General features: G+C 58.8%; 12 protein-coding genes. 3 read left to right on the forward strand and 9 right to left on the reverse strand.

Annotation, left to right across the window (positions count from 1 at the left end; genetic code table 11):
* Window positions 1-174 precede the first annotated feature (174 nt).
* The 8 genes from RGV06_RS04535 to RGV06_RS04570 form a co-directional block, all read right to left on the reverse strand.
* The gene (locus tag RGV06_RS04535; protein WP_322149486.1) at window positions 175-1104 is read right to left on the reverse strand and encodes an electron transfer flavoprotein subunit alpha/FixB family protein; all 930 of its coding nucleotides are present in this window, start codon (window positions 1102-1104) and stop codon (window positions 175-177) included.
* Window positions 1105-1106: 2 nt separating this feature from the next.
* Window positions 1107-1856 carry an electron transfer flavoprotein subunit beta/FixA family protein gene (locus RGV06_RS04540; protein WP_046809889.1) on the reverse strand — a complete coding sequence of 250 codons (750 nt, stop codon included), beginning with the start codon at window positions 1854-1856 and terminating at the stop codon, window positions 1107-1109.
* A 75-nt stretch (window positions 1857-1931) separates the two neighbouring features.
* Window positions 1932-3359, reverse strand: a complete 1428-nt coding sequence (locus RGV06_RS04545) for a purine-cytosine permease family protein (protein WP_046809888.1) — start codon at window positions 3357-3359, stop codon at window positions 1932-1934.
* A 131-nt stretch (window positions 3360-3490) separates the two neighbouring features.
* The gene (locus RGV06_RS04550; protein ID WP_046809887.1) at window positions 3491-4633 is read right to left on the reverse strand and encodes an acyl-CoA dehydrogenase family protein; all 1143 of its coding nucleotides are present in this window, start codon (window positions 4631-4633) and stop codon (window positions 3491-3493) included.
* Window positions 4630-5790: a CaiB/BaiF CoA transferase family protein gene (locus RGV06_RS04555; RefSeq protein ID WP_322149487.1), complete on the reverse strand. Its 1161-nt coding sequence runs from the start codon at window positions 5788-5790 to the stop codon at window positions 4630-4632. The genes RGV06_RS04550 and RGV06_RS04555 overlap by 4 nt, the downstream gene beginning before the upstream one ends.
* A 139-nt stretch (window positions 5791-5929) precedes the next feature.
* The gene (hutU, locus tag RGV06_RS04560; RefSeq protein WP_046809885.1) at window positions 5930-7606 is read right to left on the reverse strand and encodes a urocanate hydratase; all 1677 of its coding nucleotides are present in this window, start codon (window positions 7604-7606) and stop codon (window positions 5930-5932) included.
* Between the two features lie 318 nt (window positions 7607-7924).
* Window positions 7925-8677 carry a histidine utilization repressor gene (gene hutC / locus RGV06_RS04565; RefSeq protein WP_046809884.1) on the reverse strand — a complete coding sequence of 251 codons (753 nt, stop codon included), beginning with the start codon at window positions 8675-8677 and terminating at the stop codon, window positions 7925-7927.
* A 134-nt stretch (window positions 8678-8811) separates the two neighbouring features.
* Window positions 8812-9516 carry a YoaK family protein gene (locus RGV06_RS04570; protein WP_046809883.1) on the reverse strand — a complete coding sequence of 235 codons (705 nt, stop codon included), beginning with the start codon at window positions 9514-9516 and terminating at the stop codon, window positions 8812-8814.
* A gap of 259 nt (window positions 9517-9775) precedes the next feature.
* On the opposite strand from RGV06_RS04570, the gene RGV06_RS04575 reads away from it, so the two are divergent.
* The gene (locus RGV06_RS04575) at window positions 9776-10450 is read left to right on the forward strand and encodes a histidine phosphatase family protein (RefSeq protein WP_046809882.1); all 675 of its coding nucleotides are present in this window, start codon (window positions 9776-9778) and stop codon (window positions 10448-10450) included.
* A 16-nt stretch (window positions 10451-10466) separates the two neighbouring features.
* Here RGV06_RS04575 and RGV06_RS04580 read toward each other — a convergent pair whose 3' ends face one another.
* Complete coding sequence (locus RGV06_RS04580) at window positions 10467-11405, reverse strand: DMT family transporter (protein WP_048351665.1); 939 nt, start codon at window positions 11403-11405, stop codon at window positions 10467-10469.
* 270 nt (window positions 11406-11675) lie between these two features.
* Between RGV06_RS04580 and RGV06_RS04585 the strand changes: the two genes are divergently transcribed.
* Both RGV06_RS04585 and RGV06_RS04590 read left to right on the forward strand, forming a co-directional pair.
* Window positions 11676-12614, forward strand: a complete 939-nt coding sequence (locus RGV06_RS04585; protein ID WP_198822414.1) for a LysR substrate-binding domain-containing protein — start codon at window positions 11676-11678, stop codon at window positions 12612-12614.
* Window positions 12611-12832 carry a YgdI/YgdR family lipoprotein gene (locus RGV06_RS04590; RefSeq protein ID WP_046809879.1) on the forward strand — a complete coding sequence of 74 codons (222 nt, stop codon included), beginning with the start codon at window positions 12611-12613 and terminating at the stop codon, window positions 12830-12832. Before RGV06_RS04585 ends, RGV06_RS04590 begins: the two co-directional genes overlap by 4 nt.
* Window positions 12833-12851: the final 19 nt, after the last annotated feature.

Consider the following 12851-nt stretch of genomic DNA (forward strand, 5'->3'; position numbering starts at 1 on the left):
AATCTCCGGGGCTTTTATGTTTCTGGCACATCGGTGGTTAGCTTCAGCGTCCCATTGTGGGAGCGGGCTTGCTAGCGATGGCATCGCCCCGACCTGTCTGCCAGACCGCATCGTCAACATCACAGGCAAGCCAGTTCCCACAGAATGGGGTCAACCCCAGCTTTCAGCTCGGCTTCAGATCGCCCGCTCCAGTTCAGGCACTGCTTCGAACAAGTCCGCTACCAGGCCGTAATCAGCCACCTGGAAGATCGGTGCTTCTTCGTCCTTGTTGATCGCAACGATCACCTTGGAGTCTTTCATGCCGGCCAGATGCTGGATCGCGCCGGAAATCCCCACCGCGATGTACAGCTGTGGCGCAACGATCTTGCCGGTCTGACCGACCTGCATGTCGTTAGGCACAAAACCTGCGTCAACGGCTGCGCGAGAAGCGCCAACAGCAGCGCCCAGCTTGTCAGCCAGGGTGTAAAGCAGTTTGAAATTGTCGCCGTTCTGCATGCCGCGACCGCCCGAAACGACGATTTTGGCTGCGGTCAGCTCAGGACGGTCCGACTTGGCCAGTTCTTCACCCACGAACGACGAAGTCCCTGCATCGTGAACCGCTGCAACCGCTTCAACCGCTGCCGAACCACCTTCTGCAGCCACCGGGTCGAAACCGGTCGCACGTACGGTGATCACTTTTACCGGCGCAGTGGACTGCACGGTAGCAATGGCGTTACCGGCATAGATCGGGCGCGTGAAGGTGTCAGCGCTGATGACCGAAACGATCTCGGAGATCTGATCCACGTCCAACTGCGCAGCAACGCGCGGCAGGATATTTTTGCCGTTGGAGGTAGCGGCCGCCAGGATGTGGCTGTAACCGGCACCCAGCTCAGCGACAAGAGGCGCCACGTTTTCAGGCAACTGATGGGCGTAAGCCGCGTTGTCGGCGACCAGCACTTTAGCCACGCCAGCGATTTTAGCGGCGGCTTCGGCTACTGCGCCAATGCCCTGGCCTGCAACCAGAACGTGGATGTCGCCACCGATTTTAGCGGCAGCAGCCACGGTATTCAGCGTGGCCGGGGCCAGTGCTTTGCCGTCGTGTTCTGCGATTACCAAGATAGTCATGTTTAGATTACCTTCGCTTCGTTTTTCAGTTTCTCGACCAGTTCAGCCACCGACTTGACCTTGATACCCGCGCTGCGAGCAGCCGGTGCTTCAACTTTCAGGGTCTTGTTGGTCGAAGCTGTCGAAACGCCCAACGCATCTGGCGTCAGCACTTCAAGCGGCTTCTTTTTGGCCTTCATGATGTTTGGCAGGGACGCATAACGCGGCTCGTTCAAACGCAGGTCGGTGGTGATGATCGCCGGCAAGCTCAGCGAAACAGTTTGCGCACCGCCGTCTACTTCACGGGTCACTGCAACCTTGTCGCCTGCCACTTCAACTTTGGAAGCGAAGGTGCCCTGACCGAAACCGGTCAGCGCGGCCAGCATCTGGCCAGTCTGGTTGTTGTCGCTGTCGATGGCCTGTTTGCCCAGGATCACCAGCTGAGGCTGTTCCTTGTCGACAACGGCCTTGAGCAGCTTGGCCACGGCCAGCGAGGTCAGATCTTCGGCGGACTCGACGAGAATGGCGCGATCTGCACCCAGTGCCAGCGCGGTACGCAGCTGTTCCTGAGCAGTGGTCGGGCCGATGGAGACGACGACGATTTCAGTCGCAACCCCCTTTTCCTTAAGGCGTACGGCTTCTTCCACAGCGATTTCGCAGAAGGGGTTCATCGACATCTTGACGTTGGCGAGGTCAACGCCGGAGTTGTCCGCCTTGACGCGAACTTTAACGTTGTAATCGACCACGCGCTTGATACAGGCCAGCACCTTCATAGTTTCTCCCTCTATGGCTACAGGAGCAGTACCGACAAAAAACAGCACTGCGTACCTGTGTTGATTGGAAAGCCCTTAAACCGTTGCGGGTTCGACGGGCAAAATCAGTTGATCCGGCACCGACTGCCCCGACGTGCGTGCCACGAAGTAATACACCAGCGCTGGCAGCGTCAGGCCGATGATCCACGAGATATCAGTCCCGCCCAGTTGTTCCACCAGAGGCCCGGTATAGAAGCTGGTAGCAATAAACGGCAATTGAACCACCACCCCAAAGGCGTACACCAGAATACCGCGCAGGTTCCAGCGCCCGTATCGGCCATTCGGGTTAGACAAGGCAGGCACGTCGTAGCGCTCTTTGCTGATCAGGTAGAAGTCCACCAGGTTGATCGCGCTCCACGGAGTGAAAAACGCCAGCAAAAACAGGATAAATGCCGAGAAGTCCTTGAGAAACGAATGCTGCCCCAGTAACGCCAGTGCGGTGGCAAAGCCCACCATCAGCAGGATGTAAAACAGGCGCAAGGGTTTGGAGATGTCGTGGTTACCGCGAAAGCCGCTGACAATGGTCGCCAACGACATGAAACTGCCGTAGGCATTGAGTGTGGTGATGGTTACCTTGCCGAACACCACGCAGAAATACAGCAGCGCCGCCATTGCACCGCTCGCGCCCATACCAACGATGTACGACACCTCATGCCCGGCAAACTTGCTCCCTGCCAGCGCCGCCACGAACACACCGAAGACCATCGAGATTTGCGAGCCGACGACCGAGCCCAAGCCTACCGCCAAAAAGGTTTTCAACGAAGAGGTGTTCGATGGCAAGTAGCGCGAGTAGTCCGCTACATAAGGCCCGAAGGCAATCTGCCAGGAGGCGGACAACGAAATCGCCAGTAAAAAACTGCTCAGCGAAAAGTGTTTATTACTGAGTAGCAGGCCAATGTCGTTTTGTGAAATCAAGGTGTAGAACAGGTAGAAAAACGCCAACACCCCGACCACGCTCGCCACGCGTCCGATCATATGAATGGTGCGATACCCCAGAACGGTCAGCAGCACGATCAGCGCCGCAAAAATCAAAATCCCCCACGAATCGCTCACCCCGACCAGTTGCCCGACCGCCTGCCCGGCCAGTACCGAACCGCTGGCTGAAAAGCCCACATACATCAGGCACACCAGCACAATCGGGATCACGGCGCCGTAGACACCGAACTGCACCCGGCTGGAGATCATCTGTGGCAATCCCAGTTTTGGGCCCTGCGCTGCGTGCAACGCCATGATGGTGCCACCCAGCACTTGGCCGATCAGCAGGCCGATCAACGACCAGAACACATCGCCGCCCAGCACCACGGCCAGGGCCCCGGTGACGATCGCGGTCACTTGCAGGTTGGCCCCGAACCACAGGGTGAACTGACTGAACAGGCGCCCGTGGCGCTCCGACTCAGGGATGTAATCAATAGAGCGTTGTTCGACCAGTGAGGCCCGTTGTGAATCCTGGTTGTGCGTGGACATAAGCAGTTCCTTCAGGCTGGCACCCAAGGTGCGCCGTGTTGTTTTGGGAAAGACTTTTCCAATCCTTGACCGAACCTCAGTGCATCCATGCAACAACGGGCAGGCTCTATTACGAACCTGCCGCAAACCGATTATTTGGCTGCGTCGAGCAAGGCGCGGGAGATGATGATTTTCTGCACCTCGGAAGTGCCTTCAAAAATCCGCAAAATCCGTGCATCACGCACGTAACGCTCCAACGGCAAGTCCCGGCTGTAACCATATCCGCCGTGCAATTGCAGAGCGGCATCGGTGATAAACCCGGCACACTCGGCGGCGACCAGTTTGGCGGTGGCCGAGTCCAGGCTGAAGCGCTCGCCGCTGTCACGCCGCGCGGCAGCTTTCATGGTCAACATGCGTGCGCTTTCAAGCTGTGCGTACATGTCTGCCAGCCGCCATTGGGTACCTTGATAAGCCGCCAGCGGCTTGGGCCCGATCTGACGTTCGCGCACCCAACTCAGGCTGGCTTGCAGTGCGGCATTGGCAATGCCAAGCGACATGGCCGCCACTTCCACCCGTCCGCGATCCAGCACCGCCATTGCCGTGTTGAAGCCCTGACCCTCAACACCGAGCAGCGCCGACTCCGGCAGCCAGCAGTCCAGCGACAGCTCATAGATGGTACTGCCACGCAGGCCCATGGTTTTTTCCGGGCTTGAGAAGCTGATACCCGCCGTTCCACGGGGCACTATAAATGCACTGATGCCTTTATGACCGGCGTCTGGGTCCGTCTTGACATAGAGGACGATGAAATCCGCTTCCTTGGCATTGGTGATGTAGTGCTTGCTGCCCCGCACACGCCAGCCGCCCTCTTCTCGCACTGCGCGGCTGCGCATGTCGGCCGGATTGGAACCCGCCGCAGGTTCAGTCAGGGCAAACGCTGCCAGCAACTCGCCGCTGGCCGCCCGTGGCAACCATTCCTGCTTTTGTTCTTCTGTACCGCCAAGCAGGATCGAGTCAGTGGCCAAAAAGTGCGCGGTCATGGCCGATGCCGTGGATGCACAGGCGCCCGCCACCGCTTCTACCACACGGCTCATGGCAAGACTGCCGATGCCCAGGCCGCCATATTCTTCTGGCAGGTTAATGCCCATGCAGCCCAAATCCCCCAGGGCCCTGATGCTCGCCAGACAGAAGGTTTCCGTTTCGTCGTAGTGCTGGGCCAGTGGTTGAATGACCTCGCGGGCGACTTGTTCGGCACTGTCGATCACTGCCAATTCTTCTGCAGTCATTTCGAAGTTCATGCGTGTGCTCCTGCTTTGTTCAAGCCAAATGCGGCGTTGTCTGCGCCCAAACGTGGGGCAATGGTGGACGCGTGGGGTTTGTGGCCGTTGAAGAACACCGGTTGCGGTACCAGCGGCAGCGCTGCGCCCTCTGGCTGAAACTGCAACTGGCGGACGCGGGCGTGTTCGCTGCCTGCGGCTTCGGCCAGATCCCACACTGGAGAGGACGGCACACCAGCATCGAGCAGGCCATCGCACAAGTGCTCAACGCTGTGTTGCGCGGTCCAGGATTCAATGGTGGCGCGTAACGCAGGCTCGTTCAGGGTGCGCTGAGTGTCATTGATAAAACGCGCATCCGTCGCCAGCTCCGGTTGGCCCATGCACTGGCACAAACGTTCAAACAAGCGATTGCTCGCCACCGCAATTACCACCAGGCCATCCGCTGCACGGTATGTGTCGAAAGGCGTCGATACCGGGTGCCGATTACCGACCAGCCCGGGCGCCACACCGTTGGCGTAAAGGTTGGACAAGCCCGTCACTTGCAGGCTGAACAACACGTCAAACATGGCCACATCGATGTACTGCGCCCCCGGCGCATGCCGTTCGCGGGCAAACAGTGCCGAGCTGATTGCCCAGGCGGCATAGACGCCAGCGCACAGATCACCGAGGGCCTCACCGCTGCGAGTCGGGCCGGTCGCGGCAAAGCCGGTCACACTCATCAGGCCGGACATGGCCTGCGCCACGATGTCGTAGGCTGGACGCCTGGACAGCGGGCCTTCCTGGCCAAAGCCGGAAATACTGGCGTAGATCAGGCGCGGGTTGTGCTGCTTGAGGCTATCGAAATCAATGCCCAGGCGCTGAGTGACACCGGGGCGGAAGTTCTCCACCACTACATCGGCATCGGCTACCAGCTCATAGAAGCGCTGACGGTCCGCAGGGTTTTTAAAATCGATTTCAACGCTTCGCTTGCCGCGGTTTATCAAGCCGAAGTAAACACTTTCACCGTCCAGGAACGGCCCCAGATGACGGGCATCATCGCCCTCCTCGGGTACTTCAAACTTGATGACATCGGCCCCTAGGTCAGCGAGCATCGCGGTGCAATGCGGTCCGGCCAGTACGCGGCTGATGTCCAGCACACGAACGCCTTGCAGTTGTTGGGTAAACGGACTGTTGTTCATGCTCACACCCTCTAGATATCCGCAAACAAACCCGTCCTGTGTCGCCGGGCCTGCCTGCAATTGAATCGCCTCGTATCGCCTGAAGCACCGAGGCGTCTGCATCGAGCAAGCCCGCTCCCACAGGATTCGTACCCGTGGGTCAGCCGTTAATCATCGGCAGGTTCAGGCCCTGCTCGTTCGCACAGTCGATGGCGATGTCATAGCCCGCATCCGCGTGGCGCATCACGCCGGTTGCCGGATCGTTGTGCAGGACACGGGCGATGCGCTCAGCCGCTTCGTCGGTACCGTCACACACGATCACCATCCCCGAATGCTGCGAGAAGCCCATGCCTACGCCGCCGCCGTGGTGCAGCGACACCCAGGTCGCGCCGCTCGCGGTATTGAGCAAAGCGTTGAGCAATGGCCAGTCGGACACAGCGTCCGAGCCGTCTTTCATTGACTCGGTTTCGCGGTTCGGGCTCGATACCGACCCGGAGTCCAGGTGGTCGCGGCCGATCACGATCGGGGCTTTCAGCTCGCCACTGCGGACCATTTCGTTGAAGGCCAGGCCCAGCTTGGCGCGTTGACCCAGGCCTACCCAGCAGATACGGGCCGGCAGACCCTGGAAGCTGATGCGCTCGCGGGCCATGTCCAGCCAGTTGTGCAGGTGCGCGTCGTCGGCAATCAGTTCCTTGACCTTGGCGTCGGTTTTGTAGATGTCTTCGGCATCACCCGACAGCGCGACCCAACGGAACGGGCCTACACCACGGCAGAACAATGGGCGGATATAAGCCGGTACAAAGCCCGGGAAGTCGAAGGCGTTTTCTACGCCTACTTCTTTTGCCATCTGACGAATGTTGTTGCCGTAGTCGAAGGTCGGCACGCCCGCTTTCTGGAAGGCCAGCATGGCTTCAACGTGCTCGCCCATCGAGGCTTTGGCGGCTTTGACCACGGCTGCCGGATCGGTCACGGCGCGGTCGCGGTACTGCTCCCAGGTCCAGCCTTTTGGCAGGTAGCCGTTCAGTGGATCGTGGGCGCTGGTCTGGTCAGTGACCATGTCCGGGCGTACACCACGACGAACCATTTCTGGCAGCAATTCAGCAGCGTTCCCGCACAGGGCGATGGAAATTGCTTTGCCTTCGGCGGTGTATTTGGCGATACGGGCCAGCGCGTCATCCAGGTCCGCGGCTTGCTCGTCGACATAGCGAGTGGCCAGGCGGAAATCGATGCGGCTTTGCTGGCATTCGATGTTCAGCGAGCAGGCGCCGGCCAGGGTGGCGGCCAGAGGCTGGGCACCGCCCATGCCGCCCAAACCGGCCGTCAGCACCCATTTACCGACCAGGCTGCCGTTATAGTGCTGGCGACCGGCCTCGACGAAGGTTTCGTAGGTGCCCTGGACGATGCCCTGGCTGCCGATGTAGATCCAGCTGCCGGCGGTCATCTGGCCGTACATGGCCAGGCCTTTGGCGTCGAGTTCGTTGAAGTGCTCCCACGTGGCCCAGTGCGGCACCAGGTTGGAGTTGGCGATCAGGACCCGTGGCGCGTTGCTGTGGGTTTTGAACACGCCGACCGGCTTGCCCGACTGCACCAGCAGGGTTTCGTCATCGTTGAGGTTGGTCAGGCTTTCGACGATTTTGTCGTAGCACTCCCAGTTACGCGCTGCCCGTCCAATACCGCCATACACCACCAGCTCGGTCGGGTTCTCGGCCACTTGCGGGTCGAGGTTGTTCATCAACATCCGCAGCGGCGCTTCGGTCATCCAGCTTTTAGCAGTGAGCTGGGTGCCACGGGCGGCGCGGATTTCACCATCACGGTGACGGGTGTGAGCAGTGGTCATGGGGCAGTCCTTCATCAAATGGCATCAACGTCATACGGTGAAGTGCGATAGGTGCGCACTTATACCAACCTGTATGTACAAGTGAATGCAAGTGAAGGGCCAACACGCAAACACCCGCGCGCGAAAAGGTGTCTGAATCGATATAAATATTTTTTAAATCAATGAGTTAAAAAAATTACGTTTTTTAATGAAAGAACATCACGCACGGAAAAGCTGCAAAAAAAGTGCCGCAACTTTGTGCATAAACAGGCGGGAAGGTAACAAAAACGCACCAAAAGTAACGCGAGTAACACATCGTTACCCGCTACGAGGGGCCACTCAGTTGCCGCACTGACCCTGCAGGCGATAGCGCGTTCCCGGGTACACCAGCCGGGCGCACCCCACCATCCCTTGAGCCGCCCAGGTGCGGCGGCGAATCAGCAGGCACGGCTCGTTTCGCTTGACGTGCAACAGGCGACACTCTGCAGATTTTGCATGGATCGCTTCCACCACATGCTCGCCGCCGGTCAATGGCGCTAGGTTCATCAGGTAGGCATAGGCCGTGGTGCGAGTGAAATCCTGCTGCAAGTACTCAGGGGCAATCTCGGCATTCACGTAGCGCTCTTCAATTTGCACGGGCACTTCGTTTTCGTAATGCACCATCACCGAGTGGAAGAACCGCTTGATGCCGTCCAGGGCGAACGGCATGACAGGCGTGACCTTGGCCGGGACCTCTTCGAGCACGATGACTTCACAGCGATGCACGTGGCCACGGTCAGCGATTTCCTGGGCAATGTTATGGATTTCAAATAACGCCGCATTGCCTTTGGGCACCGCAACAAACGTCCCCACCCCTTGCATGCGCACCAGCAGCCCTTCGATTGTCAGTTCACGCAGTGCGCGGTTGATCGTCATGCGACTCACGCCCAACAGGGCAAGCAACTCACTCTCGGAGGGCAGCTTGGAGTTGGGCAGCCAGGCACCTGAACGAATTTTTTGCGCAATGGCCTGCTTTACGCGCGCGTACAGCGGCGCAGGACTCTCGATGGAAAATGACTCAAGGGATGAATTGTCATCGACTGACTTGGACACAACGACTCCTGTTCGTGGGGGTGGGCATGCCAGGGGGGCTTGATCAGTTTGCACGCCGTGAGCAAACGGATTGAAAACACACCCTCGTGCGCCGGAGCAGTTTACGCGCAGCGTGAGCGAAGCAAAACGGGCGTTTAACGCGGCATGTAATCGCGCTGCCAGCGGCGCGGGATTCTCAACGAAAGCAGCCCGAGGACGGCGGCAAAACCGGCACTGAAGAGCATGGCCTTGAGCCCGAACTGTGCCTCCAGCAGTGCGCCCATGACCGCGCCCAGCAGCATTCCCGTCCATGGCACCAACTGCACGCGCCAGCCACTGCGACGCTCGCCCAGCACCCATCGGCCAAGGCCCCGGCCAAAACGTGACAACGCCCCGGTTACATAGGTCAGGCCCACCGGCAGTCCATTGACCTGTTCCACCGCCGCATTGAGCATGCCCATGGCCACAATGGCGGCCAGCAACGCCGGCACTTGGGTGGCGAACGGCAGTAGTGCCGCTGTGCACAGCAGACCCGCAATCACCAGCATCAACGGCAGTGCGCGCCGCCCTCCCCAGCGCGCCAGCAAAACCCCCAGGGCGTTGCCGACAATAAACGCCAGCACCGCGAATAACAGGCGCACCACCAGGCTCAAGTCGCCCTCGCCAATGGCTACCGCCAGGCGGGTGGTGTTACCGCTCATGAATGAAACGAAATCACCGGTGGCCAGAAAGCCAATGGCGTCAGTCATGCCCGCCAGCACCGACAGGCTGGCAACCATTGCCAGCCCCACTCGCCCGCGCCAGGCACGAACACGCAGATGCACGGGATTGCTCGGTTTTCTGAGGGGGGCTGGAAGCATGGTGTAAGCCTCTGAAGAGTGACTCGACTAAAGAGAGAACGATTTTGTCATACAAAAAAGCCACCATAGCACTCGACCTGTAGGACCATTCCCAATCTAGCGCAGGTAAAATCGAACCAAATTTGAAAATGCCATCTAATGATTGCTTGGAACAAGGATGAGAAACACAGGTTGTGTAGTAATGACAGGGATAAACACACGCGCGATGTGCTCGATGTGCCAGGCCAGTCAGCCTTAATGCTGTATGTAGAAGAGCCCCATGACTCAGTCTGTTTGGAATAAATTCCGACTCAAAACCTACGCACTGGCGGCAGCCCCGCTGTTACTGATTGCAGGCGCCGTGACGCTGGCCGTGCATGCAGATGATGTGTTTGCCCAGCCGGTTGATGGCGTACAAACCCTGGTATTTATGCGTCACGCCGAAAAACCGGCCGACGGCCTTGGCCAGCTCACCTGCCAGGGACTTAACCGCGCAATTGATCTGGCCACCCTGCTGCCGCAACGCTATGGCAAGGCCGACTACGTGTTTGCCGCCAACCCTTCACGGCAAGTGGAAGAAGGCGCTGATGACGATGCCTACAGCTACGTGCGCCCGATGATGACCATCAACCCCAGCGCCATCAAACTGGGCTTGCCGATCAATCTGGAGTACTCAGCCAACGACACCCGCGCACTGGCCAAGGAACTGACCGACGACCAGTATCACAACTCCACCATCTACACCGCGTGGTCGCACGGCTATTTGCCGGAGCTGATCAACAACGTCGCCAGCCAGGCCCTGGGCAAGAAGACTTCACTGACCGAAGACTGGCCCGGCAGTGATTTCGACTCGTTGTACGTGCTGACCCTGACCTGGAAAGATGGCAAGGCCACCCTGCTCAGTCGCGCCGAAAAACAGGACCTCAACAATGGGGCTCATACCTGCCCTAGCTGATTGGCCCGCACATGGATCACGGCGCGAGCATTGTCCGCGCCGGGGCATGGCGGCGCACCGCCCAACTCACGCCCCCAAGCAGCAATACAACCGCCACGGCTTCGGTCAAAGTCGGCCAGCGCTGCAAGTAAACAAAGCCATAGAACAACGCAAACACCGTTTCGAACACAATCAACTGCCCGCTCAGGGTCAGCGGCAGGCGGCGGGACGAAGCATTCCACATGCGATTGCCAAACCATGAACCGAGCACCGCACACGCCAGATTAACCATCCAGAACATCTGCCAGCGCTGATCACTGACCTCGACCGTCACTGCGTCCAGGGACAATACATGGGCCATACCCCAGATCATCAGACCCAGCACACCCGTGGTGACGCCCCACAGTGTCGACCACTCACCACTGTCAAACTGGCTGTGTTTCAAATACCGCGCATTCTCGATCGCAAACCAGCTCCAGCACAGCAAGGCGCCGAGCCCGCACAGCACGCCCAGAACCTTGTCCCCCAGCGGCTGCTGCGAAGTGCCGCCGAACAAGGCTTCAAGATTGATGCAAAGCACGCCGCCCAGCACCAGAAGCAGCGGCCAGGCCAGCCTCGCCAGTGGCACCGCTCCGGCATCGCGGCGCCCCAGCCAGGTAATGCTCAGGGGCAACACCCCCACAATCAGAGAGGCGGCCGCAATGCCTACCCACTGAATCGATGCCGCCAGCAGCATGTAGTAAACCAGGTTGCCCAGCAGTGCGAACTTGACCAGTGTGAGCACATCGCGCCGGGTGAGCTGGCCCAGCAAACGCCGCGCATGGGGCAGCAACAAAAGCAGCGATACGGCCCCGTACACAATAAAACGCCCGCAGCTGAGCAACAGCGGGCTGAATTCCGGCAACAGCTTGGGCACCAGAAACACCAGCCCCCACACTGCACCTGCCATGCCTGCATAGACTATTCCGCGCTTCATTCAACACTCTCAAACAGTTCAGTATCGAGTGAGCGTAAGCGGCCCTGCGATTTGTCACAAAAGATCATTTGGCATGCTGGTATTCCGTGCAGGAATGCCTTATACCGTCACCCCGCGGCAGGATAGCCGTGCCGGACAGGTATCCGGTCGGCCAGCAAAACCAGATTCTCAGCAGCTACAGGGCCTGAAGGAAACTTCAACTGTGGGAGGGTTGACTGGCAACAGAGTAACTACAGCATTTGCGCGGCATTCCAGTGACGAAGAGGCAACATGAATCGCTATTCGAAAAACCTGCCACCTCTGGACAGCCTGATCACCTTCGAAGCGGTCGCACGCAATGGCAGCTTTACCCGTGCGGCAAGCGAGCTGTGCTTGACCCAAAGCGCGATCAGCAAACAAATCCGGGCCCTGGAAGACAACCTCAAACTGACCTTGTTTGAACGCCAGGCGCGGGGCATTTGCCTGACGCAGGCCGGAGCAAGTCTGCTCAGCGAAGTCACTACTCTGCTTGAACGCCTGCTGCACGGCGTCAACCGGATCAAGACGGCCCATGCCCCCAACTCGGTCACGGTGCTCTGCACCCATGCCGTGGCGCAGTTCTGGCTGTTTGGGCGATTGCTCGCGTTCAATACCGAGCATCCGTCCATCACGGTGAATATTCACGCCAGCAACGACATCCACGAATCCAGCGTCGCAGATTACGATTTCACGATTTTATACGGCGCCGGTCACTGGTCATCCCTGAATGCTGAGCCATTGTTTGCCGAAAGGGTCTACCCTGTTGCCCGACCTGATTTGAAATTGAACCGCGTCAATGAGCCCTCAGACCTTCAGGACTTGCCCCTGATTGAACTGGACGCCTCGCAATGGAACTGCATGGACTGGCGCGACTGGTTCGCGCATTTCGGCCTGGAGCACAAGCCCGATGCGAAGCGGCCGACCTTCAATCAGGTCACCCTCGCCTATCAGGCAATCGTGCAAGGCATGGGCGTGGGGCTGGGATGGGACTTTATGGTCAAGGACAAAATCGACAAGGGCGAACTGCGCCGCGTGGGTCCATTTGAATTTTTCAGCTCTAACGCGGACTATCTGGCGCACTCTCGCCATAAAACGCTGTCAGATGCAGCACTAACTTTCCAGCGCTGGCTGCTCGACGACGCCCGGCGCGAACACTCTCCACATTGCCAAGAGCTCAAGGTACACCCATGAAAATCAACGCTATCGGTTTACCCCTGCTTGTGGTTGCCTTGCTGGGACTGGCAGGTTGCGCGACCCCGAGCGTTGTAACCCTGCAAAACGGCACGCAGTACCTGACCAAAGACCTGCCAAAGACCACGAACAAGGACGGTCTCTATGAGTTTGTGGACATTGCAGGCAAACACATCAAAGTCAGGGCAGCGGATGTCTCGACAATCAAGTCTGATTGAAGGTTAGCGCCAGGTACCA

The sequence above is a fragment of the Pseudomonas sp. CCI3.1 genome (genome assembly GCF_034313985.1).
In the GTDB taxonomy this organism is placed as follows: Bacteria; Pseudomonadota; Gammaproteobacteria; order Pseudomonadales; family Pseudomonadaceae; genus Aquipseudomonas; species Aquipseudomonas psychrophila.